Source organism: Caballeronia sp. LZ019 (assembly GCF_031450825.1).
Taxonomy (GTDB): domain Bacteria; phylum Pseudomonadota; class Gammaproteobacteria; order Burkholderiales; family Burkholderiaceae; genus Caballeronia.
Genome location: NZ_JARTVZ010000005.1, coordinates 13,794 through 36,762 on the forward strand (window position 1 = coordinate 13,794; position 22,969 = coordinate 36,762).

The 22,969-nt window shown below is 64.9% G+C and carries 21 protein-coding genes and 5 tRNA genes; 6 read left to right on the forward strand and 20 right to left on the reverse strand.

What is annotated here, in order from left to right:
* Positions 1-326: 326 nt before the first annotated feature.
* The 4 genes from rluB to P9255_RS13390 form a co-directional block, all read right to left on the reverse strand.
* The gene (gene rluB / locus P9255_RS13375) at positions 327-2,246 is read right to left on the reverse strand and encodes a 23S rRNA pseudouridine(2605) synthase RluB (RefSeq protein WP_309789804.1); all 1,920 of its coding nucleotides are present in this window, start codon (positions 2,244-2,246) and stop codon (positions 327-329) included.
* A 127-nt stretch (positions 2,247-2,373) separates the two neighbouring features.
* Positions 2,374-3,270, reverse strand: coding sequence for an SMC-Scp complex subunit ScpB (gene scpB, locus P9255_RS13380; protein ID WP_309789805.1), 897 nt, complete (start codon positions 3,268-3,270; stop codon positions 2,374-2,376).
* A 315-nt stretch (positions 3,271-3,585) separates the two neighbouring features.
* Entirely contained in the window at positions 3,586-4,821 is a 1,236-nt protein-coding gene (locus P9255_RS13385; RefSeq protein ID WP_309764656.1) for a pyridoxal phosphate-dependent aminotransferase, read from the reverse strand.
* 84 nt (positions 4,822-4,905) lie between these two features.
* Entirely contained in the window at positions 4,906-5,808 is a 903-nt protein-coding gene (locus P9255_RS13390; RefSeq protein ID WP_309790742.1) for a LysR substrate-binding domain-containing protein, read from the reverse strand.
* Between the two features lie 423 nt (positions 5,809-6,231).
* Here P9255_RS13390 and P9255_RS13395 point away from each other — a divergent pair, with 423 nt between their 5' ends.
* Positions 6,232-6,633, forward strand: coding sequence for a transposase (locus P9255_RS13395; RefSeq protein ID WP_035969202.1), 402 nt, complete (start codon positions 6,232-6,234; stop codon positions 6,631-6,633).
* A 202-nt stretch (positions 6,634-6,835) separates the two neighbouring features.
* Complete coding sequence (locus P9255_RS13400; protein WP_309789806.1) at positions 6,836-7,093, forward strand: hypothetical protein; 258 nt, start codon at positions 6,836-6,838, stop codon at positions 7,091-7,093.
* 199 nt (positions 7,094-7,292) lie between these two features.
* Here the strand turns inward: P9255_RS13400 and P9255_RS13405 are convergent, their stop codons facing one another.
* Positions 7,293-7,604 (reverse strand): hypothetical protein, encoded by a 312-nt coding sequence (locus tag P9255_RS13405; protein ID WP_309764654.1) that lies wholly within the window; start codon positions 7,602-7,604, stop codon positions 7,293-7,295.
* A gap of 483 nt (positions 7,605-8,087) precedes the next feature.
* Here P9255_RS13405 and P9255_RS13410 point away from each other — a divergent pair, with 483 nt between their 5' ends.
* The gene (locus P9255_RS13410; RefSeq protein ID WP_309764653.1) at positions 8,088-8,600 is read left to right on the forward strand and encodes a YdcF family protein; all 513 of its coding nucleotides are present in this window, start codon (positions 8,088-8,090) and stop codon (positions 8,598-8,600) included.
* A gap of 257 nt (positions 8,601-8,857) precedes the next feature.
* Positions 8,858-9,103 carry a hypothetical protein gene (locus tag P9255_RS13415; protein ID WP_309764652.1) on the forward strand — a complete coding sequence of 82 codons (246 nt, stop codon included), beginning with the start codon at positions 8,858-8,860 and terminating at the stop codon, positions 9,101-9,103.
* A gap of 184 nt (positions 9,104-9,287) precedes the next feature.
* Here P9255_RS13415 and P9255_RS13420 read toward each other — a convergent pair whose 3' ends face one another.
* Positions 9,288-9,704 carry a gamma-glutamylcyclotransferase family protein gene (locus P9255_RS13420; protein WP_309764651.1) on the reverse strand — a complete coding sequence of 139 codons (417 nt, stop codon included), beginning with the start codon at positions 9,702-9,704 and terminating at the stop codon, positions 9,288-9,290.
* Between the two features lie 144 nt (positions 9,705-9,848).
* Between P9255_RS13420 and P9255_RS13425 the strand changes: the two genes are divergently transcribed.
* Complete coding sequence (locus P9255_RS13425) at positions 9,849-10,682, forward strand: helix-turn-helix transcriptional regulator (protein WP_309764650.1); 834 nt, start codon at positions 9,849-9,851, stop codon at positions 10,680-10,682.
* An 18-nt stretch (positions 10,683-10,700) separates the two neighbouring features.
* Here the strand turns inward: P9255_RS13425 and P9255_RS13430 are convergent, their stop codons facing one another.
* The 7 genes from P9255_RS13430 to gltX form a co-directional block, all read right to left on the reverse strand.
* The gene (locus P9255_RS13430; protein ID WP_309789807.1) at positions 10,701-11,165 is read right to left on the reverse strand and encodes a GNAT family N-acetyltransferase; all 465 of its coding nucleotides are present in this window, start codon (positions 11,163-11,165) and stop codon (positions 10,701-10,703) included.
* A 177-nt stretch (positions 11,166-11,342) separates the two neighbouring features.
* Positions 11,343-11,419 (reverse strand) — tRNA-Asp (locus tag P9255_RS13435).
* 73 nt (positions 11,420-11,492) lie between these two features.
* A tRNA-Glu gene (locus tag P9255_RS13440) sits at positions 11,493-11,568 on the reverse strand.
* Between the two features lie 74 nt (positions 11,569-11,642).
* Positions 11,643-11,719: transfer RNA gene (locus tag P9255_RS13445), tRNA-Asp, on the reverse strand.
* Positions 11,720-11,795: 76 nt separating this feature from the next.
* Positions 11,796-11,871 (reverse strand) — tRNA-Glu (locus P9255_RS13450).
* A gap of 173 nt (positions 11,872-12,044) precedes the next feature.
* Positions 12,045-12,120 (reverse strand) — tRNA-Ala (locus P9255_RS13455).
* Positions 12,121-12,261: 141 nt separating this feature from the next.
* A complete protein-coding gene (gene gltX / locus P9255_RS13460) occupies positions 12,262-13,725 on the reverse strand; it encodes a glutamate--tRNA ligase (RefSeq protein WP_404980333.1) in 1,464 nt (487 codons plus the stop codon).
* Between the two features lie 127 nt (positions 13,726-13,852).
* On the opposite strand from gltX, the gene P9255_RS13465 reads away from it, so the two are divergent.
* Positions 13,853-14,863: a patatin-like phospholipase family protein gene (locus P9255_RS13465; RefSeq protein WP_309790743.1), complete on the forward strand. Its 1,011-nt coding sequence runs from the start codon at positions 13,853-13,855 to the stop codon at positions 14,861-14,863.
* A 65-nt stretch (positions 14,864-14,928) separates the two neighbouring features.
* On the opposite strand, the gene P9255_RS13470 is transcribed toward P9255_RS13465, so the two are convergent.
* The 7 genes from P9255_RS13470 to hscB form a co-directional block, all read right to left on the reverse strand.
* Positions 14,929-16,182, reverse strand: a complete 1,254-nt coding sequence (locus P9255_RS13470; RefSeq protein ID WP_309790744.1) for a c-type cytochrome — start codon at positions 16,180-16,182, stop codon at positions 14,929-14,931.
* Positions 16,182-16,754, reverse strand: coding sequence for a 2Fe-2S iron-sulfur cluster-binding protein (locus P9255_RS13475; protein WP_309789809.1), 573 nt, complete (start codon positions 16,752-16,754; stop codon positions 16,182-16,184). The genes P9255_RS13470 and P9255_RS13475 overlap by 1 nt, the downstream gene beginning before the upstream one ends.
* Complete coding sequence (locus P9255_RS13480; protein ID WP_309789810.1) at positions 16,751-19,573, reverse strand: molybdopterin cofactor-binding domain-containing protein; 2,823 nt, start codon at positions 19,571-19,573, stop codon at positions 16,751-16,753. The genes P9255_RS13475 and P9255_RS13480 overlap by 4 nt, the downstream gene beginning before the upstream one ends.
* A gap of 334 nt (positions 19,574-19,907) precedes the next feature.
* Positions 19,908-20,105, reverse strand: coding sequence for a Fe-S cluster assembly protein IscX (gene iscX, locus P9255_RS13485; protein ID WP_309764645.1), 198 nt, complete (start codon positions 20,103-20,105; stop codon positions 19,908-19,910).
* A gap of 14 nt (positions 20,106-20,119) precedes the next feature.
* Positions 20,120-20,461 (reverse strand): ISC system 2Fe-2S type ferredoxin, encoded by a 342-nt coding sequence (fdx, locus tag P9255_RS13490; RefSeq protein ID WP_309764644.1) that lies wholly within the window; start codon positions 20,459-20,461, stop codon positions 20,120-20,122.
* Between the two features lie 25 nt (positions 20,462-20,486).
* Positions 20,487-22,352 carry a Fe-S protein assembly chaperone HscA gene (gene hscA, locus P9255_RS13495; protein ID WP_309764643.1) on the reverse strand — a complete coding sequence of 622 codons (1,866 nt, stop codon included), beginning with the start codon at positions 22,350-22,352 and terminating at the stop codon, positions 20,487-20,489.
* Positions 22,353-22,388: 36 nt separating this feature from the next.
* A complete protein-coding gene (gene hscB / locus P9255_RS13500) occupies positions 22,389-22,916 on the reverse strand; it encodes a Fe-S protein assembly co-chaperone HscB (protein ID WP_309790746.1) in 528 nt (175 codons plus the stop codon).
* Positions 22,917-22,969: the final 53 nt, after the last annotated feature.

Consider the following 22,969-nt stretch of genomic DNA (forward strand, 5'->3'; position numbering starts at 1 on the left):
CTGCGGGCGAGCGCCTTGACCGGGCGCGCACCCCTGCTCCCGAGATGCCGAACCAAAAAGCCAAAAAAAAATGGGCGCAACGCCCATCTTTTTCAACCGAGGTCGCACCCGGGCAGCGCGAAAACTATGTGCCCAGCGACTTCGTGATTTTAGCCATTTTTCGGGATAAACGCAAACGTAGCGCGCGCGTTCGGCCCCGTTTCGCGCCGGATCGCATGCTTTTTTGCGTTCTCTCGATAGTGCTGGCTGCGCGTTTTCGAAGTCGGTCGAAAGCACCGCTTCCGACCGGTTCGGCCCGTCGCCCGATCAGGCGACGCGCACGGTTTTCATCGCCCGCGCGAGCGATTGCGCGGACCGCCACGACCCGCACCGGCCTTCCCTTGCGCTGCGCCCGGCTGCTGGCCGCCGCCCTGACGATTGCCGCCGCGCGGGCCATTGCCGTTTGCGCGCTTGGCCGGGCCGCTCGCACCCTGCGGCCCGCCTTGCGGACGAGCGCCGCGCTGAACCGGACCGCGACCGCCGCCATTTGCGCGATTGCCGTTCGGCTCACCGCCGATTCGGTTGCCGTTCACTTCACGGCCGCCGCGTCGGCCGGGACCGCCCGCATTGCCGGTGTTCCCGCCGAAGCCCCCCATGCCGCCGACGCCGAACGCGCCCGGCATCCCGCCCGCCGCCGCACCGCGCCGCCCGCCGCGAACCGGCGTCTGCGCCATGCGCGAGTGCGAACTCAACACGGGTTCGCGCGTGATGAAGCCCATCGAGGTCTGCATCGGATCGGGCTGCACACGCGGCGTCGCACTGCGTCCGCCCTTTTCGGCAACCGGCGCCTTCAGTCCGACGGACTCCATCAGGCTGCGCACCTGATTGTCTTCCAGTTCTTCCCAGCGGCCGCGCTTGAGGCCGCGCGGCAACGCGATCGGACCGTGACGCGTGCGGATCAGACGGCTGACCATCAGGCCAGCGGCTTCGAACATCCGGCGCACTTCGCGGTTGCGGCCTTCCGCCAGCGCGACGTGATACCAGTGATTCGTGCCTTCGCCGCCGCCATCCTGAATGCGCAGGAAGTTCGCGGGACCGTCGTCGAGTTCGATGCCTTTCAGCAGCTTCTGCTTCATCGCCTCCGACAACTGGCCGACGACGCGCACCGCGTACTCGCGCTCGACGCTATAGCGCGGGTGCATGAAGCGATTCGCCAGATCACCCGATGTGGTGAGCAGCAGCAGCCCTTCCGTGTTGAAGTCCAGACGGCCGACCGCGAGCCACTTGGCCGTTTTCATCGACGGGAGCTTGTCGAACACCGACGGACGCCCTTCGGGGTCCGCGTGGCTGACGATCTCGCCCGTCGGCTTGTGATACAGCAGAATGCGCGGCGGCTTGCTCGCGAGCTTGCGCTTGAGCGGCTTGCCGTTGATGCGCACCTGGTCGGTCGGCATGATCCGCTGGCCGATGTGCGCCGGCTCGCCGTTGACCGACACGCGCCCCGCGATGATCAGTTCTTCCATGTCGCGCCGCGAGCCCATGCCGGCATCGGCGAGGACCTTGTGGAGCTTCGGTGCGTCGTCGTCCGGCTCGAGCACGCGCTTTTGCTGAGGCGCGTTGCGGCCACGGCGCAGCATCGGCGCGCGCACGCCGGCGGCGCCGTTGTCCGCGTCGAATGCGGGCGATGTCACGTAGGCGAAGACGTCGTCGACGGCAGCGGCGGCGGCCTTTTCGACCGTCGCGGGACCCGCGTCGCCGCGCTTGCCTTGCTTTTCCGGCTTCTCGCGCTTCTGCTGCGGACCTTTGCGCCGGCCGCCTTCGCGCGGGGCAGCAGCTGCGGCATCGCCCGATGCCTCGACTCCCGCCTCGCCCGGATTGCGACGCGTGTTCTTGCGCCCGCCTTGCTTCTGCGCGGGCTTCTCGCCCTGCTTGTCCTCGTGCGGTTCGCCGCCGGCATTGCGCGGCTTCTTCGCGCTCGCATCCTTGCGCGGCATGCGGACCTGCGCAGCCACGACGCCATCGGGCGGCGCTTCCGTCACCGCGCCGGGCGCGGCGGGCGCGCCATCGGCGCCCTTCGTCTTGGCGACAGCGCGGCGTCGCGCGATCAGGCTGCGCGGCCCGCGGCGCAGGCCGCGGCGCGGGCGATCATCGCCATCGGCGCTCTCGTCGATGCGCGTGCGTTCGCCGGCATCGGCCGACTCATGGGCGTCCGCGGCATGCACGGGCCGCGCGGATTCGGGCGAATCGCTGTCGTGGGAGTGTGTCAAAACAACCTCAAATGTCGAATTGCGCGCACAAGGGGGCGCGTCAAAAATATCCGCTGACCGGTCCGGCCTTCGTCTTCGACGTAATCTTTTATCGAAGACCGGTGAAATCAGGGGCCATGCAATTGCATCAGGCGGGGCGCGCCTTCGGTTCCTCTTCGGAATCGTCGTCAGTCAGATCAGCGTCGGCCGATGCGTGTGTGTCCTGTTCGTCCCCATGCGCTTCGCGAGCGGCATCCGCACGGCCGGCTTCGGAGGCCTCGTGCTCGGGCTTCAGCGGCTGCACGCGAAGTTCGGTCAGCGGCGAGGCAGCATTGGCGCCATCGAAATCCGCATGAACCGTTCCGCCTTCGTCGTGTCTCTCCGACGCGCCTGCGCCGGTCTGATCGATAACCACCGCTGGCGCGCCCTGCCCGCCGCTCTCGCCGGCAGCATTTTCCGGCGATGTCTGCGCCGCCGCGCCATCCGGGAAATCGATCGAATGCTGCGCGAGCAGCGTCGCTTCCAGTTGCGACGACGGATTGTCCAGCGCCGGCAACTCGTCGAGCGCGGTGAGGCCGAGATCGTCGAGGAACTGCTTCGTCGTCGCGTAGAGCGCGGGCCGGCCGGGCACGTCACGATGACCGATCACCTCGATCCATCCGCGATCTTCCAACTGCTTGACCACTTGCGTATTGACCGTGACGCCGCGAATTTCCTCGATATCGCCCCGCGTCACCGGTTGACGATAAGCAATGATCGCCAGCGTCTCCATGACGGCGCGCGAATACTTCGGCGGTTTTTCCGGATGCAGACGATCGAGATAGGTCCGCATGGCGGGCTTGCTCTGAAAGCGCCATCCCGACGCGAGCGCCACCAGCTCGACGCCACGATCCGACCATGCGGCCTGGAGTTCTTCGAGCAGCGTGCGCACGGTATCCGCCGATATGTCTTCGACGAAGAGCTTGCGCAGCTCACTCAGCCGCAACGGCTCTTGCGCGCAAATCAAAGCGGTCTCGAGGACGATTTTCGCCTCTTGGGTATTCATGCAGCTTGGGTCAACCCTGTATGGTCAATGATCCGAATTCAAATCGAGCCTGAGCGGGTTCAAACGGCACCGAAGCGGTGCGCGCGATAATGCTGGACGCGGAGTTTCAGACGCGCTCGCCCGATTGATCGGTCATATTGATTGGGAGCACGCACCGGGGAGAGGCGTCAATGGGCGATCGGTGAGCGAATCGCCGGGCCATCCCAGCCGGACGAGGTGGCGCTTTCCTAGGCGAAAGCGCATGACTGAGCGCCATATTACGCAAAAAGAACCGGGGCGTAAAGGTGATTGATTCCCTGCCCCGGCGCTCACTGATTACGTGCGTTCCGCGAGGAAACGCCGCAAGCGTTCGACGCCTTCGTCGAGTCGCGCCGGGTCGCACGCATAGCACCAGCGCACGAATCCTTCGCCTTCCGCGCCGAACGCGCTGCCGGGCGCGAGTCCGAGGCCAGCCTCGCGCACCAGTGATTTGCACAACGCAAGGCTGCTCGACGCGCCGGGCAGCGAGAAAAACACGTACATCGCGCCGTCGGGGGCGCGGACATCCACGCCGTCGATGGTTTGCAGCGCCTTCACGAGGTGATCGCGGCTTGCACGCAGATCGGCGACGAGCGATCGCGTGAAGGCTTCGCCCTCCTCGACCGCGACGATGCCCGCCTGCTGCACGAACGACGGCGCGCACGATGTGTTGTATTCGACGAGCTTGCCGAGATCGTCCATCAAGGCCGCCGGCGCGACGATCCAGCCGAGACGCCAGCCGGTCATGAGCCACGCTTTCGAGAACGAATTGACCGCGATCACGCGTTCGTCGCGCGCCGCGAGATCCAGAAACGACGGCGCGACCGTTGCCTCCCCGCCGTAATAGAGGCGCTCGTAGACTTCGTCCGCGACGATCCAGATGCCATGCCGCCGGCAGTGTTCGAGCACGACGCGCTGCTCGTCGCGGGTCATCGTCCAGCCGGTCGGGTTGTTGGGCGAGTTGATCATCAGCATCCGCGTGGACGGCGTCAACGCGGCGAGCAGTTGCTCGACGTCCAGCGCCCAGCCGCGCGGGCCGTAGCTCAGGGACACGGTCTCGACCGTCGCGCCGAGAATCTTCGGAATTTCGACGAGGTTCGGCCAGAGCGGCGTCACGGCGACGACGCGATCGCCCGCCCCGACGACGAGCTGCGCCGCCAGCATCAGCGCGTTGACTCCGGCACTCGTGACCGCGATGTTGGCCGCCGGCGTCTCGCCGTGCAGTGCGCCGACATAGCGCCCGAGCGCCTCGCGCAGCGGTGCGACACCGAGATTGTGCGTGTAGAAGGTGGCGCCGTCGGCGAGCGCGCGGCTCGCGGCATCCCGGATGAACGGCGGCGTGACGCGGTCCGACTCGCCGAACCAGAACGGCAGCACATCCGGCACGCCGAAGCCCGCATTCGCGACTTCGCGGATCTGCGACGGCCGCAGCGCCCGCACGGCATCGCGCGCATTAGGAGCGCCGCGCGTGTCCGGCTGCGCGCCCGTCAAGCCGCTCAATTCAACGATCACCGCGCCTTCCGATTCACTCATCGCCCGCTCCGTCGAAAAGAACGAAGTCTAACGCGGCGGCGTCAATTTCGAGATGGCCCGCCGCTCATTCGCGTTCATTCGCGCTCACTCCAGTTCTTCCGCTCGCGCCGGGAGCCCAGCGATCAGCGTCCAGACGGATTCCGCCGCAGGCGACAACGACCGGTCGCGCCGCCGCACCAGTTCGACGGTGCGCTCGGCGCGCGGCTCGAGCGGCAACGCGACGAGCGACGAATCCGCCGGCAGCGGCAGCGCGAGCCACGGCAGCACGCTGACGCCGACGCCCGCCTCCACGAGACCGAAGACGGTCGCCGAATGACCGAGCTCCTGCACGACGTGCGCGTCAACGCCGTGCTCCGCCATGACGGCATCGATAATCGGCCGGCTGCCCGATGCGTGATCGAGCATCACGAGCCGTTCGCCGGCGAGGGCGGCCCAGGGCGCGACGCGATCCTGCGCGAGCGGGTGGTCGCGTCGCGCGACGAGACAGAAGGAATCGGTCATCACGGGCTGGCACTCGAGCTCGTCGGCGGCGAACGGGCCGATCACGACCCCGAAGTCGACTTCGCCCGATTTGACCTTGCGCACCACGTCCGACTGCACGTCGTCGCGCAGGCTGAGGGCGATCAGCGGATGCTGACGCAGACACGATGCGATCACGCGCGGCATCAGCCGGCAGGCGACCGTCGGACTCGCGGCGACGATCACGCGTCCGCGGCGCTGCTGCCCGAGGTCGCGCACTTCGCGCAGCGCTTCGTCCAGATCGGCCAGCAGCCGCGACACCGTGCCGACGAGATCGACGCCGACATCCGTCAATTGCACTTCGCGCGTGGTCCGGTCGATCAGTTTCAGGCCGATCTCGCCTTCCAGCTCACGCACGCACCGGCTGACCGCCGACTGCGTGAGGCCGATCTCATCGCCTGCGCGGCTGAAGCTGCGCAGCCGCGATACCTCGATAAAGACGCGCAGTTGCCGCAACGTCACGTTCAAAGGCGCGTTCATTCCAATGATTCATTAATAGCCGGTTTTCATGCCGGATTATAAGCGGATAGCGACTCGCGCCGCTCGCAGCTGCGGTTTCGCCGCAGTGCAGCAATCCACCCTCGACGCACGGCTGATGGGCCCGCTGCACAGGATTGGTGATTGTCCCGATTTCTTAATCAATCCGTTTCGGGTCTGATACGGGCCATGCTGGCATCGCGTCAGCCTACTGCCATGCGGGTTTCCCGGATTTCGCGACATGCATGGCACGGTTCTCGCATTTCATTGCGCACAGGGTCGGAGTCCTACGCGGAGATATCGAAACATGGTCGCCGCGGCGGTTTCGGCCTTCCCTGGTATTCGTTCATCGGATTCCGACCAGAGTGCGCGGCGCGGGGCAGCGCACCGGGGTTAGCTTCGCTGAGGTGAGATATGGTGCTGTTCGACGATTTGAGAGATAACGAGTGGGCGCTGGTTGAGGCGTTGTTCTGTTCCGAGCCGGCACGCAGCGAGCGGCGCGGCCGTCCGCGTGTCGAAGCGCGCTCGGTGGTCAACGCCGTGCTCTGGGTGTTGTCGACAGGCGAAGGCTGGTCGAAGCTCCCCGGCCGTTATCCTTCGCCGCCCACCTGCCGTCGTCGCTTCGACGAATGGCAAGCCGATGGCACGCTCGCCGAAATCGTGAAGCGTCTGTCGAGCAACGGCCGCGAGGTCTCGTTGCGTGGACGCATCGGCTCCAGCGCGGTGAAGCCGCCGGCGCCGCCGAGCCGCGATCGCTTGCGCGGCGCATTCTGGACCAATCCGGAATCGTGGCGCGCGCCCGCCAAAATGGCCTGAGTTCGCTTCTCTGGACGTAGCCGGTTGCGCGCCGGCTACGGCTCAGCCGCTCTCCCTTTCGCGCATGCTGTTCTCCCTCATCGCCCAAGCGCTGCGCGCCTGACGCGATACAACTCTTTACCATTGCTTACAGCGGTTCGGTCCGACGAGGCATAGCTTGTGGGATGGATAAACACGTCCACGAGGACTCGAAGGACTTTCCATGAAGGCATCGACTCTGCTCGTCCGAGGTGCGCTCGGTGCGCTCGCCGGCGTAGCGGCAGCGGGCCACACGCAGCCGCCGCTGGCATCGTCCGATTTGCGCCTGAGTACCCGGACCGCGACGGCCACGCAACAGAACGCCGCGCGCGCCCGCGCTACGGCACCGCCCGCGCCGCGCGGGGACCTGCGCGGGGATATCGCGAGTAACGTGCGCGCCCGGCCTGACAACGATCGCGAAGAACGCTCGCCGCAGCACTGATCGCCGACGTTCGTCGAGGCGGAACCACGCGCGCCGCCATCAGTCACACCTTATGCCATGAGCACAGCATGGCAACAGTGATATCCGGTCTGCCCGTATCCCAGGATACGGGCTTTTTTCCACTTTCCTCACCCGCATGCACCGACGACGCCGCACCCTCGGCCAGTAGCCAAGGCTGACTTGCCCTCGAGCGCGTGGACTAGATTCTCGCTTCGAGCATCGCTTCGTGGCCGCCGAAGGTGTAAGGCTCGCTCCGGCGCAGATCCCAGTCGATCGACCGCTCATCTTTCGACAACCGCGAAAATTCCTGCTTTCCCCGCTCGGTGACGACGGCGATATCGACGGGTGCGTGGAACCCGGGCGCCGGCGCGACGGTTCTCTGCCGCGCGAGTTCGAGTAGTCCGAGGGCGCGAAGACGGTCAAAAACGTTGGGGCGTTTCGCCCACGGAACCTGACGATACTGCGCCCGGCGAAGTGCTTCCAGTACGGCTTCGTTGGAATACGTGGTCATCTCGTTCTTTCTTCCTATGCAGCCATGACGACGCTCGTGACGGTCGCAAGACGGCCCGCGACGTCAACTAAACGCGGCGCGCCGAATTTCACACTGACGAGCGAGACCACCGTTCGCAGCCTGAATGTTTGGCCGCCGCTTGCGTTAGGTGCTGCTTTCTCTTAAAAACCCCCGTTGAACGCGCGCTGATCACGCGCTTTCTGCACCACTCGCCGATGCGCTCTGAACACGCGATGACGGAGCGAATTGCCCTGAAACCAATACGTTACCCCAATCAAATTGGTTCTATTTACTTTATTGCTGCTTTTTTTTGCATTGTTCGCGCTTTGGCCGAGAAGGCGCAAGCAAATCGCCATCGTCGGATTACTGCTCGCCTGGGGATTCGGTACAGGCTGGTTCGCAAGACCGCTGTTCGCTCTCGCACAGTACGGTTATGAAGAGACGATACCGCCCTCCTTCGCACCCAAGACGACGATCGTCCTGATGGGCGGCGGAACCTCGCGCAGCGACTCGGGACTGGTTCCCAAGCGGGCCGCGATGCCGCGCATCGCGGCGGCGGCGCAGGTGTATCGTGAGTGCCGGGAGAGAGGCGCATCGTGCCGCGTGATCGTCAGCGGCGGTGATCCGCAGGATCACGGACAAGCGGAAGCCGACAATTACGCGCCCTACGTGCTGGCGAGAGGCGTGCCTTCCGCCGATCTCACGCGAGAAAACAAGAGCCTGAACACCTATCAAAACGCACAGAACGTAGCCGAGATATTAGGGAATGCACACGATGGCGCGTTGATCGTCATCACGTCGGCCTATCACATGCGGCGTTCTGTCCGGGCGTTCGAAGCGTTCGGCTATGAACCACAGCCTTATGTCTCCGACGTGCGGCGCTCCCGGCTAACGCTCATTCCGCGTTTCAAGAGTTTCGAAAATAGCGAGCTCGCGCTGCATGAACTCGTCGGGCTTGCGCGGTTTCATGTGTATCGCTGGCTGCACCTCTACTAGGGCGCCATATCAAAATAATCAGGACTAGAAAGGACCGAACCGCGCCGGTATGATTCCGCACCGGCCGACGGCCGGCCGAAATCGCCTGCCCGACATCCTGCGCACTTGTTTTAGGCTTACGATCGACTTACCCGGATCGTCGCTCGACCGGAGAGGCGCTCGCCGGCAAAGCAGGAGCGCTTTTTGCTCGAATCCCTGGGTCTGTCTGACCGGGTCGGCAGGCGATTCCCGGGTTCAACTGCTATTAGGAGCTAAAAATGAAGAAGGTGTCCCTGGCTGTTCTGTTGTCCATCAGCGCCGTCGCATCGGCATACGCGCAAAGCGAACAAGGCGTGCGCATGAGCACGGACCCGGCACGGATCGCCGATGTCGAGTCGCGCGCGCAGGCGCTGCAATCGCGTCAGTCGAGCATGCAGGACATGCAGATGGATCAGTCAACGTCGGGCAAGTCGGGCCATCACAAGAAGTCGCACGGCAAGTCGAAGAAGCACTCGGCCGAGTAACGCGCTTCGGCTTTCCGACCTCGCCGCGCGGGTCGGCCGCGCCGTCACGGCGATGCATGTGCGTCGCGTGACGGCGTGGGTTGCTTTTGCCCCGCTTTTCGCTTCGCCCTTCGCCCTTCGCCCTTCGCCCTTCGCCCTTCGCCCTTCGCCCTTCGCCCTTCGCCCTTCGCCCTTCGCCCTTCGCTCAGGCGCGAGCAGTGCGGTGCGCGATCCAGTCGCCGCCTTCTATGCGCGGCAGCCCTTGCGCCGCCGCGGCCGTCACCGGGTAGACCAGACAATCGATGTGCGTCGCGCCGCCGTCCATTTCGACTTCGACGTGCAATCGATGCGCGCGGAACAGCCCTTCCACGCCCGGATACACGTGCTCGATCTCATCGAGCACGGGCACGAGCGCATCTTCGATCAGATAGATATCGCCATGAACGGGCGCGCCGGCGTCGTCCAGCACCAGTCCCGGATACGAGCCGAAATCGTATAGACGGCCTGCCACGTGCGCCGCGCCGATCCGCGTCGGCGCCGCAATCGCATGACGTTGCGCGGCGGCATTGATATCGTTGACCTCGCCCGCGCGAAGCGTGCCATAGACGAAAACGTGTTGCATCGGCGGAAGCGCTCCCATGTCGACAATCGGATGAGCGAGCATTATCGCCGCCCAAAAAACCCTGCCTGCAATGGTCGATTAACATCGACAAGTCGCGGCCAGAGTTCAGCGCCGTCATGCAGCACGTTTCACACCAATCCGAATATGGCGACGTTTGCCGATCCGCGGCCGTTCAACGAGGAGGTCGAGCATCTCGATATCCCCGTCGAGCACTCGCCGACGCTCGATCATCCCATCCGCGTGCGCTCGCGACCGGTGCCGTCCGGCGTCCGGATCGCGCTGCATACGCATGCGTGGGCGCAGGTAGCTTATACGTCGCGCGGCGTGCTGCGCGTCGCAACCGCCGATTCCACATGGATGGTCCCGCCCTCGCGCGCGATCTGGATGCCGCCCAACGTCACGCACGAGGTCGTGATCGTCGAGGACGCGTATCTGCGCACGCTTTACGTGGATGCCAGCGTCGTGCCGCCGGGGCTCGATGCGTGCCGCGTCGTCGAGGTATCGCCGCTATTGCGCGAAGTGATCGCAGCACTCGATGACAAGCCGATCACCCGCGAGCGCGAGCGGCTGCTCGGCACGCTCGCGCTCGATGAAATCATTCGTTCGCAGCCGCTGCCGCTTTCCGTGCCGATGCCCACGGAGAAACGCCTGCGCGCGCTCTGCAACGCGGTGCTCGCCGATCCGTCGCATGCGGACCTGGAGCGCTGGTCATCGGAAGCGGGCGCGAGCACGCGCACCATCGCACGGCTTTTCAGGCGCGAGTTGGGCGTAAGTTTCTCGCAGTGGCGTCAGCAGGCCGTGCTCGCGCGCGCCATTCCGCTATTGAGCCAGGGGCGGCCGCTCGCGCAGGTTGCGCGGGAGCTGGGTTATCAGAGTCAGAGCGCGTTCTCGGCGATGTTCCGCCGCGCCTTCGGCGAAAGTCCCCGCGCCTTCTTCGCACGCGATGCCAGCGACGAGCGCAACGTCGATAGCCTCTGATCGGCTGCGGCGAACGCGCTAGACACGCCGAACCATGTGCCGGATCGCGCCGAGTTGCGCCAGGCGAGGCCCGGCCGGCCGATAGCCCATGCGCACATAGAGGCGTGCGGCGGGGTTATCGACGAACACGCGCAACTGGCATTCCGTGAGACCGCGCGCCCGCGCCCATCGATGGGCCGTGTCGAGCAGGAAGGTGCCGGCGCCCCGGCCGCGATAGCCCTGCGCGATCTGGACATCGCGGATATGAAGCGAGTGATGTTCCTCGGTGACGCGCATCATGCCGATCGGCACGCCGTCGGCCTGCAGGATGAAGTTCTCGGATTCGCGCCAGCTCGACAAGAAAAGATCGCCGCGCCAGACGAGATTGTGCCGCCGGTAGTAGCCGACCATGTTGTCGTGCGTGAGCGCCTCGGCGAACGGGAAGTCGGCCATGGTCGCCTGGCGGAGCTGGTAGAGGGAAAGGTCTTCGGTCGGGTCGAGCATCGCACGCATGCAGGCACGGGACAGTGCCTCCACACTATGTCAGCGCGAGCGTGCTGGCAAATCGAAAATGCGATGGTCGGGACGCGGTTTGCAAACGCCGCAGAATTCAAGCGGACGGCGCGGAAAGAACAGGCGAAAAAAAATCCAGCCCGAAGGCTGGATTTTCTCATCGTGAGTTGGCGGAGCGGACGGGACTCGAACCCGCGACCCCCGGCGTGACAGGCCGGTATTCTAACCAACTGAACTACCGCTCCAACTCTTTCATCCCGCCCGCGAGGATGATGAACCTCGCGAACGTGCAGCGCTAACTAGCAGCCGCCGATGTTCTGGCGTCCCCTAGGGGATTCGAACCCCTGTACTCACCGTGAAAGGGTGATGTCCTAGGCCTCTAGACGAAGGGGACAACAAACTTATTGCAACCCTGCGGCGAAAAAAAAACCGGCTGATCAGCCGGACTTACTCCTGCTCACAAAGTGTTGGCGGAGCGGACGGGGCTCGAACCCGCGACCCCCGGCGTGACAGGCCGGTATTCTAACCAACTGAACTACCGCTCCAGCTCTTTCGTCGTTTCACGCGCTTATTCAGCTCATGAAACCTTGCAGCGCTTTTAACTAGCAGCCGCCGATGTTCTGGCGTCCCCTAGGGGATTCGAACCCCTGTACTCACCGTGAAAGGGTGATGTCCTAGGCCTCTAGACGAAGGGGACAGAAACTTGTGAATCTGTCTTTGATGCTTGCTTCGCTGATTCCGTTTGCTGCTTCGAATCAACGAAGACCGAGATTCTAAACAACTTCGAGTATCTTGTGAAGTATTTTTTGCGACTTCCGAATCTGGCAACTGATCCGGACAATACTTCGCGAAACTGCTTCATCTGTTCTTTGGTGGAGGTAAGCGGGATCGAACCGCTGACCTCTTGCATGCCATGCAAGCGCTCTCCCAGCTGAGCTATACCCCCTTGCAGAACAGAAACGAGATTCTATCGGCCGTTTTCGAACTTGTAAATACCTTCGGGGCGATAAATCGAAACTTTTCTGCCTCACCTGCCGGTTTCGCGCGCAATGGATGATCCGCCATCCGCCCATTGCGCGCCGCTTCCTCAACCAGCCGCCTTCCCAAGCCGACGCAGCACCGCTTCGCGGCCAAACAGCATCAGCACGATGTCGATGGACGGCGTGTGCGTCGTGCCCGCGACGAGCAGGCGCACCGGCATCGCCAGTTGCGGCATCTTGAGCTTGTGCGCGGCCAGCGTCGATTTCAGCGCGGCGGAGATGGCTTCCTTGCTCCATTCCGCCTGTTTGAGCGCCGCGCGCAGATCGGCGATGGCCGGGCGCACCGCATCGGTCACATGCTGCGCATACGCGTCGGGGTCGATGGCCGGCTCGCGATAGAACATCGCGGCGTTATCGGCGATCTCCTTCACCGTCGATGCGCGGTCTTTCAGCAGGGCGACGACCTGATCCAGCGGCGCGCCGCCATCGATGGCCGCGGCGTCGATCCCCGCTTCGGCAAGGAACGGCCGGGCCAGTTCCGCGAGCCGCCCGTTGTCCGCTTCCTTGATGTAATGCGCGTTGAGCCAGTTGAGCTTGTCGTGATCGTACTGCGCCGGCGACTTGCCAAGATGCTCGAGATCGAACCATTCGACGAACTGCTCGCGCGAGAAGATTTCCGCATCGCCGTGCGACCAGCCGAGCCGCGCGAGGTAGTTCACGACCGCTTCCGGCAGATAGCCGGCATCCCGATACCCGACCACGCTCATCGCGCCGTGGCGCTTGCTCATCTTTTCGCCCTGCTCGTTCAGCACGGTCGGCAGATGCGCGTACACCGGCGGCTCGCCGCCGAGCGCCCGCAGGATGTTGATCTGGCGCGGCGTGTTGTTCACGTGATCGTCACCGCGAATGACGTGGGTGATCTTCATGTCGAGATCGTCAACGACCACGCAGAAGTTGTACGTCGGCGTGCCGTCCGGCCGCGCGATCACGAGGTCGTCGAGTTCTTCGTTCGAGATTTCGATGCGTCCCTTAACCGCGTCGTCCCACGCGACGACGCCCGTGAGCGGATTGCGAAAGCGCACCACCGGCTGCACGCCTTCGGGCACCGGCGGCAGCACCTTGCCCGGCTCCGGGCGCCACGTGCCGTCGTAACGCGGCTTCTCGCCGGCGGCGCGCTGCCGTTCGCGCAGCGCGTCGAGTTCTTCCGTCGACATATAGCAGTGATACGCAAGTCCGTTCTCGAGCATCTGCGCGACCACTTCGCGATACCGGTCCATGCGCTGCATCTGATAGAACGGGCCTTCGTCGAAATCGAGGCCGAGCCACGCCATGCCTTCAAGGATGGCGTCGACGGAGGCTTCCGTGGAGCGCTCCACGTCCGTGTCCTCGATGCGCAGCACGAAGGTGCCCTTCATCTTCCGCGCGAACGCCCACGGATAAAGCGCGGAGCGAATGTTGCCGAGGTGGATGAAGCCGGTCGGGCTCGGGGCGAAGCGTGTACGGACTTGGGTCATTGCGTTGTTCTCGAAATACTCGATGGTCGTCGCGCGCAAACCGCGATGCCTTCGCATGTCGGTCGCCCGAAGCGCTCGGCGCGAACGGAAAGCACCACGTGTACGAGGCGCGCGCCACCTGGAAAATGAGACGAAATTATACTCGTCAACCGCTTCGCGCCGCCCCGCGCGGCTTTGTTTTATGATGTGCGCGCCGCTTCCCTTGCACGCTCAGCCGTCGCCCAACGCGAGCGGCTTCGAACCTGCCGCATCGCTGGAGTCCGTCTTGAAGTCATCGTCACCTCGCCTTTCGCGCCGCGCGTTCTCGCTCGCGGCGGCCTCTTCCGTTCTCGCCGCGTGCACGACCACGAGCGGCGGCGGCGCGCCCGTCGCGGCGACGCCTGCGGCGAACGCGGGCTCGCAGCGCCCGGCCCGCATCGGTCTCGCGCTCGGCGGCGGCGCGGCGCGCGGCTTTGCGCATATCGGCGTCATCAAGGCGCTGGAAGCGCGTAACGTGCGCGTGGATCTCGTTGCAGGCACGAGCGCGGGATCGGTGATCGCCGCGCTCTATGCATCGGGGATGAACGGCATCGCGATCAACAAACTCGCCCTGACAATGGACGAAGCGTCGATCAGCGACTGGGCGATGCCCTTTCGCACGCGCGGCATCCTGCAAGCCGTCGCGCTGCAGAATTATCTCAACAGGACGCTCGACAATCGGCCGATCGAGAAAATGGCGAAGCCGCTCGGCATCGTCGCCACGGATCTCAGAAACGGCCAGCCGATTCTCTTTCAGCGCGGCAATACCGGCATCGCGGTGCGGGCGTCGTGCAGCGTGCCTTCGATTTTCGAGCCGGTGAAGATCGGCGATCACGAATACGTCGATGGCGGGCTCGTCAGCCCCGTCCCCGCCGCGTTCGCGCACAAGATGGGCGCGGATTTCGTGATCGCCGTCAACATCTCCGCGAGACCGGAAACCGCGCTCACGCAAAGTTCTTTCGACGTGCTGATGCAGACCTTCACGATCATGGGCCAGTCGATCAAGGCCTATGAACTCGACAAGTACGCGGACGCGGTCATTCGCCCGAATCTCAACGCGATGAGCAGCAGCGACTTCAGTCAGCGCAACGCGGCGATACTTGCGGGCGAGGAAGCGGTGGCGAAGATGTGGCCGGCGCTTCAGCGCCAGCTTGTTGAGCGCGGCGTGCGCGTCTGAACGCCAGGTCCGACAAACGGAGGGCCTGAAAGCACCAAGGCCACGCAATGCGTGGCCTTTCCTCTTTAACGCAACGACTTGATCTCTTCGGCGGTCACGTCGCTTCGCTGTCCGCCCCAGGTCGCGCGCAGATAGTTCGTCAACTGCGCGATCTGCTCGTCGCTGTACGTCCCGGCGAAGCCCGGCATGTGCTGCATGCTTTCGACGCCCGGGAACGCCTGTGCCTCGATGCCGTCGAGCATCGACACGATCACATTGCGCGGATCGCTCTGACGCAGCGTCGAGTTCTCCTTCATCGCCACTGCGACATGCGGCTTGCCCTCGCCTTCGCGGCCGTGACAGCCGGCGCACGAATCGAGGTACAGATTGCGGCCTGCCGCCAGTTGCGCCGCATCGCCACGCTGCGCAGTCACCGGCGCCGGTGCGGGCGGCGCGTCGCCCAGCAGATACACCGTCAGCGCGCGGAGATCGTCCGGATTCAGATGCTGCGTGCTCAGGTAGATCACCGGATGCATCTCGCTGAACGCCGAGCCCTGCTTGGCGAAGCCGGTGGAGAAGAATGCCTGCAGATCCGGACCCGTCCAGCCGCGCGCCGCCAGTGCAGCGGGCGTGATGTCGGGGGCGCCGATGCGGCCGAGTGTTCCGCCCTGCAGTGTCTTCGCGTCCTGAAGCTGCCCGAACGCGCCGCGCGGCGTATGACATTCCGTGCAGTGACCGAGGCCGTTCGCCAGGTAGCGACCGCGCGTCCAGTCGGCGGACTGCCCCGTCGATGCATCGGGCAGCCGGTCCTTCAGGAACAGCGCGTCCCAGAAACGCACGGCGAAGCGCACGTTGTACGGGAACGTCAGGTTCGCGTCGATGTTCGGCACGGCCGCAGGCTTCTGCGACATGAGATAGGCGTAAATCGCATCGCTGTCGTCGCGGGTAATTTGCCGATACGAGGTGTACGGCATCGCCGGGTAAAGCTTGCCCTTCGGCGCCTTGCCGTCGTGCAGCGCGGCGTAGAAGTCATCCGCGCTCCACTTGCCGATGCCGTAGTTCGGATCGGGCGTGATGTTCGTACCGTAGAACGTGCCGAACTGCGATTCCAGCTTCACCCCGCCCGCGAACGGCGCGCCGCCCGTCGCGGTGTGGCACGCGGCGCAATCGGCGGCTTGGGACAGATAGCGGCCTCGCGCAACGAGTTCGGGAGAGCTGGTCTTCGGCGCGGCGCTCTCGTGGCTGCCGCATGCCGACAACGCGAACGCGCCGGCGGCTGCAAGCGCGAGCGGCAACGCGCGCATCGCGCGGGTGAAGTAACGAGTCACGGTCGCTCCCATCATGCGGCGTCCTTCACGAGTCCGGGCGTGGACAGCACGAGGTCCTTCACCGCCTCGTAATAGCGGACGTATCCCGTGCAGCGGCAGATGTGATCGTTGAGCGCATCCATGATGGTCGCTTCGATCCGATCCTTCGCGACCGGCTCGCGCTTGAGCCGCTCCAGCAGCACGGTCGTCGCGTTGACGAAGCCGGGCGTGCAATAGCCGCACTGGAAACTGAAGTGCTCGAGAAACTTCTGCTGCACCGGAGCCAGTTCGACGACTTCGCCCTGCTCGTTGCGCTTCGCGTGGCCTTCGATCGTCCGCACCGTCTTGCCGTCGAAGAAATGCGCGCCGTTGATGCACGTGCGCACTTCCTCGCTGGTCCCGTCGGCGCGATCGACGATCACGACGCACGCATGGCAGATGCCCTGGCCGCAGCCGAGCCGTGAGCCCGTGAGGCCCGCGTACTCGTGCAGGAAATCGATCATCGGCAGGCCGGCCGGCACTTGCATCGGGCCGACCTTGTTGCCGTTGATGGTCATCGAGAGCGAGCGCATTTCGACGCCCGCAGCGGATTGGATGGCCGTCATGCGAGCACCTCCTGAATGTTTTTCGGCGTCACCGGCAGATCGGTGAAGCGATGGCCGATCGCATGCGCGATCGCGTTGACGATGGCCCCGACCACCGGAATCATCACCACTTCGGCGATGCCCTTCGGCGGATCGGTCTCGCTGAGCGGCGGCAACACTTCGCCGGTCTGCTTCCACACGGCGACGTCACTTGCGAGCGGCAAGTGATAGCGGTTGAAGTTCCAGGTGCCGTTGCCGGGACCGTCTTCGTAGAGCGGCAGATATTCGTGCAGCGCGTGGCCGATGCCCATCGCCAGGCCGCCGTGCAACTGGCCCGACACGAGTTGCGGCGAAATCTGGTTGCCGCACTCCATGATCGAGTGATGCGACAGCAGTTCGACCTTGCCGCTCGCCTCGTTCACCGCGAGTTCGACGAGCGTGCCGACCGCGCTGTAGTACGTGACCGTTGCGTTGTTGCGCTGAACGGGCGGAATCGACAGCTTCTTGCGATCCAGCACCGTGTAGCCGTTGGCCGTGGCCTTGCCCTTGTGCTGCGCGTCGTTCGCGCCGAAGCGCACCGACAGCCCATCGAGCGGAAGCTGATCGGCCTTGCCCGCGATATCGAACTGCGCCTCGCTCCATTGCCAGCGATTAAACGTATGCACGACCGCGCCGGTCACGAGTCCGAGTTCGTGCGCCTTCTTCGCGAGGACGTCGAACGGGATCGGTTCGAGGCCGTCGGCGGAGAGCTTCCCGTCGATCCAGCGCGCATCCTCGATACGGACGACGAACGACGCGGCCTGACCGCCGCCGATGCCCCGGGTCCAGATGGCCATCGCAGCGGGCCACAGGCCGTGACGGAACACGACGCGCGCCGCCTCGCGCGTCGCGTGCGAGAAGTAGTACGCGGAGTTGGTGGCGCTCGCCGGCGACATGTAGGACGGCGACCAGCGCGGATTCGCGCTCAGACGATCCTGCTCCGCCTGCGACATGATGTACGGATCGCCGCTCGTCACGACGGGCAGATCTGCCCAGTCGGTGACGGCCATGTGGACCTCGGCGGCCGGCTTGCCCAGCCACTTCGCGACGACGAGCGCCTGCGCGGTCAACGTTCCCGTGCCGATCTCCGCCCCGGAGTGCGACAGCGCGATGCGCCCGTCCGCCGTGAATTCGACCTTCGCGAACGCGCTTTCCGCGCCGGTGCCGAAGTCCTTCTGCGTGCACGCAAAGCCGACGCCATAGCGCGTGCCGGGATGCGCGGCCTCGAATTCGGCCTTGCGCTTCGCGCGCTCGACCCATAGCGGATGGCCCTTCGCCTTGCGCAGCACTTCCTCGGCGCGCACGGCGCCAGCGGGAATCGCGCCCTGCGTGTTCTTCATGCCGGTGCGCATCACGTTCTTGAGGCGCAGGTCGATCGGATCGATATCGAGCTGAGCGGCGATATCGTCGATCATCATCTCGGTCGCCGCCATGCTCTGCAGCGTGCCGTAGCCGCGCGCCGAACCGGCGTCGACCGCGCGCGAGGCCGTCGCGACAGCGGTCAGGTCGCTCTTCGGGATGTAGTAGATGGACTGCGCAGCCGTCGCGCCGACCATCGCCACGGACGGCGAAAAGTTGCAACGTCCGCCGCCGTTCGCGCTGAAGTCGCCCTTGAACGACTGGATCTGACCAGTCTTCCGGTCGACCGCCATGCGATAGCGCATGTCGAACGCGTGCCGCTTGAGCGACTGCTGGAACTGCTCGAAGCGGTCGTACGCGAGGCGCACCGGGCGGCCATCGCCGTACATCGCCGCAACGAGACCGTAGAACGGCACGTTGTAGTGATCCTTCGAACCGTAGCCGACCGTGTAGCACGGATGCAGGAACAGGTTCTTCACCGGGAAGCGCGACTTGCCCGCCATTTCGAGCGCGCTGTGCGCCACTTCGTGCGGCCCCTGCGTCGGGACGACCATGTGCAGCGACTGCGTCGCCGCGTCGTACCAGCAGTTCGCGTTGTCCGGTTCGAGCGCAGCGGTATCGACGGATTGCGTCTTGTACTCGCGATCCACGACGAGCCATTCCGCCGGCGGATGATCCAGCTCGCTCGCGATGGCCTCGGCGTGGAACATGCCCTGTTCGTCGAGCTTGCCATGCTCGTGTGCGTCGGCCCAGACCGGCTCGCGCTTCTTCATCATGTGCGGGAAAAGCGGCGAGTCCTTCATGCTGGAGAAGGTGTCGTCGTCATACGGCGTCTTGCCGCCGACGCGCACGAAGCGGAACGACGCCCACGGATCCCGCTCGAGCAACGCAGTGCGCTCGCCGTAGCGGACGACGCCTTCGCGGAACTGCAGCTTGTCCTTCGCGAGACGGAAGCGCGCGAAGTCGTGATAAATCAGAATGGCGACCGCCTGCCCCAGATAGGCGGGCGTCTTGCCGGCGGGCAACAGCATGTCGTCGCCGTAGAAAGCGGGGAACGCGAGCTTGTCGCGCGCGAGATCGTCCGCCGTGACGATGCGATCGGGCGCGAGTCCGCCATCGAGCGACGAAAGGTCGATACCCGCGTAGGTCCGATCCGCGAGCGTCGTGCGCAGAACGAGCGCGTGCGACTGCTCCTGCGGCCAGTGCGGCATGTCCTTCGCGCGGATGTCGCGGGCGAACACCTTCGCGCCCGTCACCTTCGCGATGCCGTCGATGCGGAACTTCGCGTTGCCGCTCGCCGCATCCCACTGCACGGGCGTCAGGATCTTCTCTTCGAACAGGGCCGCGAACGCGCGGCTTCCCAGCGGCGCAATGAAAACCGACACGCCCGCAAGCGCGCCCGCTTTCAGAAAACCACGACGCGACAGGCCGAGTTTCCCCATGTACTTCTCCTCAAATGAACGCCCGTAGACCATCCGATGGACGGACGGCCCCACGCCGCCTCGACGCGGGCATGTAAAAGTTTGTTCGTTATGCCAAACATCGACGCGCAAGCAACTACGGCGTCTGGGCGTGATGGATGCCGGTCGGCATTAGTTGCCGACAGATAGCGGGCGCGATTTTAAGTCGCAGGGGAAAGGTGAACAACGCTCGGGGCGTCAAGTTCTGTCAAGATTCGACGGCGGCACATGGCGGCGCTGGCGTGCGGCGCGCCGAATGAAAAACGGCGGCCTCTTGCGAGCGCCGCCGTTTGCCTGAACCGATGCAGTGGGGAAATCAATAATCCGCGTCTTCTATCCAGGCCGCTTGGATCGCTTCGAGGATTTTCTCGTTCGAGTTCTGCGGGTCGTCGTCGAAACCGTCGAGTTCCGTCACCCAGCGATGCAGATCCGTGAAACGCACGTATTGGGGATCGACATCCTGATGCGCGTCGGTGAGCGCCATCGCGATCTCCTGGGTATCCGTCCACTTCATGGGCGAGCCTCCTGTCAGTGATTTTCCTTGGCGTGATTGATGGAGTACCGGGGAATCTCGACCACCAGGTCTTCCTCGGCCGGCATCATCGCCTGACATGATAACCGCGAAGTCGGCTCCAGGCCCCAGGCCTTGTCGAGCAGATCGTCTTCGGTCTCCTCCGACGGTTCCAGCGCGTTGAAGCCCTCCCGGATGATCACGTGGCAGGTCGTGCACGCGCACGACTTCTCGCACGCGTGCTCGATTTCGATGCCGTGTTCCAGCAGGTTGTCGCAGATACTCTTGCCGACATCGGCGTCGATCACCGCGCCGTCCGGGCAGAGTTCGACATGAGGCAGCACAACGATTTGAGGCATGGTTTTCCGTGAATGCTTGAGTGGATCAGACGTCGTCGAGCTTGCGGCCGGCGAGCGCGCGGCGAATGCTCTTGTTCATGCGGCGCGCGGCGAATTCGTCGGTGGCGGCGGACAGCGCTTTGGTCGCGTCTTCGATCTGCTGCGTCGAGTCGCCCTTCGCGAGCGCCGCCAGTTCGGCCGTGAGGGTGTCGATTTCGGCGCGCTCGGCGTCGTCGAGCAATTCGCCGTCGGCGGCGAGGGCCGCGTGCGTCGCTTCGACGAGGCGCTCGGCTTCGACCTGCGCTTCACGCAGCGCGCGGGCGCGCATGTCCGTTTCCGCGGTCCTGAAGCTCTCTTCGAGCATGCGCGCGACGTCGTCATCGGCGAGACCGTAGGACGGCTTCACCACCACCGACGCCTCCACGCCCGACAACTGCTCGCGCGCGAACACGGACAGCAGGCCGTCCGCATCGACCTGATATGTGACGCGGATGCGGGCCGCTCCGGCGGCCATCGGCGGAATGCCGCGCAGCTCGAAACGCGCGAGCGAGCGGCAGTCGGAGACGAGCTCCCGCTCGCCTTGAACGACATGGATCGCCATCGCCGTCTGGCCGTCCTTGAACGTCGTGAAATCCTGGGCGCGGGCGGTCGGAATCGTCGAATTGCGCGGGATGATCTTCTCGGTGAGGCCACCCATCGTTTCGACGCCGAGCGACAGCGGGATCACGTCGAGCAGGAGCCAGTCGTCGCCTTCGCCGCGCCGGTTGCCCGCGAGCAGATCCGCCTGAACAGCGGCGCCGAGCGCGACCACCTGATCGGGATCGAGATTGACGAGCGGCGGCTGGCCGAAGAATGCCTCGACCGCACGGCGGATGACCGGCATGCGCGTCGCGCCGCCGACCAGCACCACGCCCTTGATTTCGGCGGGCGTCACTTTCGCGTCGCGCAGCGCCTTCTTCGTCGGCCCGAGCGTGCGGGCGACGAGCGATTCCGTCAGCGCGGCGAACTGCGCTTCGCTCACGGTCACGTCGATTCGCGCGCCCGTCGATAGCGTCGCCTGCACACGCGCTTCACTCGCCGACGACAACGCTTCCTTGGCGGTACGCACGCGGTCGAGCAACAGGCGCACGTCTTCCGGCGCGTCCGGCTGAACGCCTGCCTGCGCGAGCACATGCCGGTACAGCGCGTGATCGAAGTCGTCGCCGCCGAGGGCGGAATCGCCGCCCGCCGCGAGCACTTCGAAGACGCCCTTCGTGAGCTTGAGAATCGACAGGTCGAAGGTGCCGCCGCCGAGGTCATAGACCGCGTAAAGGCCTTCGGCGCCGTTATCGAGGCCATACGCGATCGCGGCCGCGGTCGGTTCGTTCAGCAGGCGCAGCACGTTCAGGCCCGCGAGCCTGGCCGCGTCCTTGGTCGCCTGGCGCTGCGCTTCGTCGAAATAGGCGGGCACGGTGATGACCGCGCCGACGAGATCCTCGCCGAGCGAGTCTTCCGCGCGATAGCGCAAAGTCGCGAGAATTTCCGCCGATACTTCGACCGGGCTCTTCACGCCATCGATGGTGCGAATCTGCACCATGCCGGGGGCGTCGATGAAATCGTACGGCGCGTTCTCCGCGCCCTCCACTTCGCTCTTGCCGCGGCCCATGAAGCGCTTGACGGAGACGATCGTGTTGCGCGGATCGGTGGCGGCTTCTTCCTTCGCGATCCGGCCGATGCGCCGGCCGCCCTTCTCCAGATAGCGCACGACCGACGGCAGCAGCACGTGGCCGTCCTCGTCGGGCAGCGCTTCGGGCACGCTGTTGCGCACGGCGGCCACGAGTGAATTCGTGGTGCCGAGATCGATGCCGACCGCGACGCGCCGCTGGTGCGGCGCGGGCGCCATGCCGGGTTCTGAGATTTGCAGTAAAGCCATCGTTGGTCTTGTGGGGTTGTATCCGGCGCGTGCTGGTCAGTGTTCGAGCCGCTCGATCTGCGCGCCGATTTCATGCGCCACGCGCTCGATGAACATCAACTGACGCACCGCTTCGCTCGCCGCCTGATCGGCCTTGCTGTCGATCAACGCTTCGAGCTTCGTGAAGCGCACGCGCTCTTCGTCGCGCAACTCGTCGAGCAGCGCCTGGAGTGCGCCGACGTTCTTCGCGGCGGCGGCATCCTCGATATTTTCGCGCCATTCCATCTGCTGCATCAGAAAGGCGGGTTCCATCGCCGTGTTGTTTTCCGCGCCGACATCGACGCCGCGCAGCGACAGCATGTAGCGCGCGCGCTTGAGCGGATCGCGCAGTGTCTGATACGCCTCGTTGGCGCGCGTCGCCCATTGCATCGCGAGGCGTCGCTGGGCGTCGCCGGCGGCGGCGAAGCGGTCGGGATGAACTTGCGCCTGCACGGTGCGATAGGCGTCGTCGAGCTTCTGGCGATCGACGGCGAACGTCTGCGGCAGGTCGAAGAGATCGAAATGACTGTCGGTGAGCGTGGCCATGACGTGGTGTGTGTTCAAGAAACGCGAATGAAAAAGGCGGCCCGCGCCGCCTC

What these genes read in the sequence shown, in the direction of transcription:
- P9255_RS13480 (WP_309789810.1), bottom strand. Translation starts at nt 19,573, where the DNA reads ATGGGGAAACTCGGCCTGTCGCGTCGTGGTTTTCTGAAAGCGGGCGCG.
- fdx (WP_309764644.1), bottom strand. Translation starts at nt 20,461, where the DNA reads ATGCCTCAAATCGTTGTGCTGCCTCATGTCGAACTCTGCCCGGACGGC.
- hscA (WP_309764643.1), bottom strand. Translation starts at nt 22,352, where the DNA reads ATGGCTTTACTGCAAATCTCAGAACCCGGCATGGCGCCCGCGCCGCAC.
- P9255_RS13475 (WP_309789809.1), bottom strand. Translation starts at nt 16,754, where the DNA reads ATGACGGCCATCCAATCCGCTGCGGGCGTCGAAATGCGCTCGCTCTCG.
- P9255_RS13420 (WP_309764651.1), bottom strand. Translation starts at nt 9,704, where the DNA reads ATGCAACACGTTTTCGTCTATGGCACGCTTCGCGCGGGCGAGGTCAAC.
- iscX (WP_309764645.1), bottom strand. Translation starts at nt 20,105, where the DNA reads ATGAAGTGGACGGATACCCAGGAGATCGCGATGGCGCTCACCGACGCG.
- P9255_RS13470 (WP_309790744.1), bottom strand. Translation starts at nt 16,182, where the DNA reads ATGGGAGCGACCGTGACTCGTTACTTCACCCGCGCGATGCGCGCGTTG.
- gltX (WP_404980333.1), bottom strand. Translation starts at nt 13,725, where the DNA reads ATGCGAAGGCATCGCGGTTTGCGCGCGACGACCATCGAGTATTTCGAG.
- hscB (WP_309790746.1), bottom strand. Translation starts at nt 22,916, where the DNA reads ATGGCCACGCTCACCGACAGTCATTTCGATCTCTTCGACCTGCCGCAG.
- P9255_RS13400 (WP_309789806.1), top strand. Translation starts at nt 6,836, where the DNA reads ATGAAGGCATCGACTCTGCTCGTCCGAGGTGCGCTCGGTGCGCTCGCC.
- P9255_RS13385 (WP_309764656.1), bottom strand. Translation starts at nt 4,821, where the DNA reads ATGAGTGAATCGGAAGGCGCGGTGATCGTTGAATTGAGCGGCTTGACG.
- P9255_RS13425 (WP_309764650.1), top strand. Translation starts at nt 9,849, where the DNA reads ATGGCGACGTTTGCCGATCCGCGGCCGTTCAACGAGGAGGTCGAGCAT.
- P9255_RS13410 (WP_309764653.1), top strand. Translation starts at nt 8,088, where the DNA reads ATGGGCGGCGGAACCTCGCGCAGCGACTCGGGACTGGTTCCCAAGCGG.
- P9255_RS13465 (WP_309790743.1), top strand. Translation starts at nt 13,853, where the DNA reads ATGTGCGCGCCGCTTCCCTTGCACGCTCAGCCGTCGCCCAACGCGAGC.
- P9255_RS13405 (WP_309764654.1), bottom strand. Translation starts at nt 7,604, where the DNA reads ATGACCACGTATTCCAACGAAGCCGTACTGGAAGCACTTCGCCGGGCG.
- P9255_RS13395 (WP_035969202.1), top strand. Translation starts at nt 6,232, where the DNA reads ATGGTGCTGTTCGACGATTTGAGAGATAACGAGTGGGCGCTGGTTGAG.
- P9255_RS13430 (WP_309789807.1), bottom strand. Translation starts at nt 11,165, where the DNA reads ATGCTCGACCCGACCGAAGACCTTTCCCTCTACCAGCTCCGCCAGGCG.
- P9255_RS13415 (WP_309764652.1), top strand. Translation starts at nt 8,858, where the DNA reads ATGAAGAAGGTGTCCCTGGCTGTTCTGTTGTCCATCAGCGCCGTCGCA.
- scpB (WP_309789805.1), bottom strand. Translation starts at nt 3,270, where the DNA reads ATGAATACCCAAGAGGCGAAAATCGTCCTCGAGACCGCTTTGATTTGC.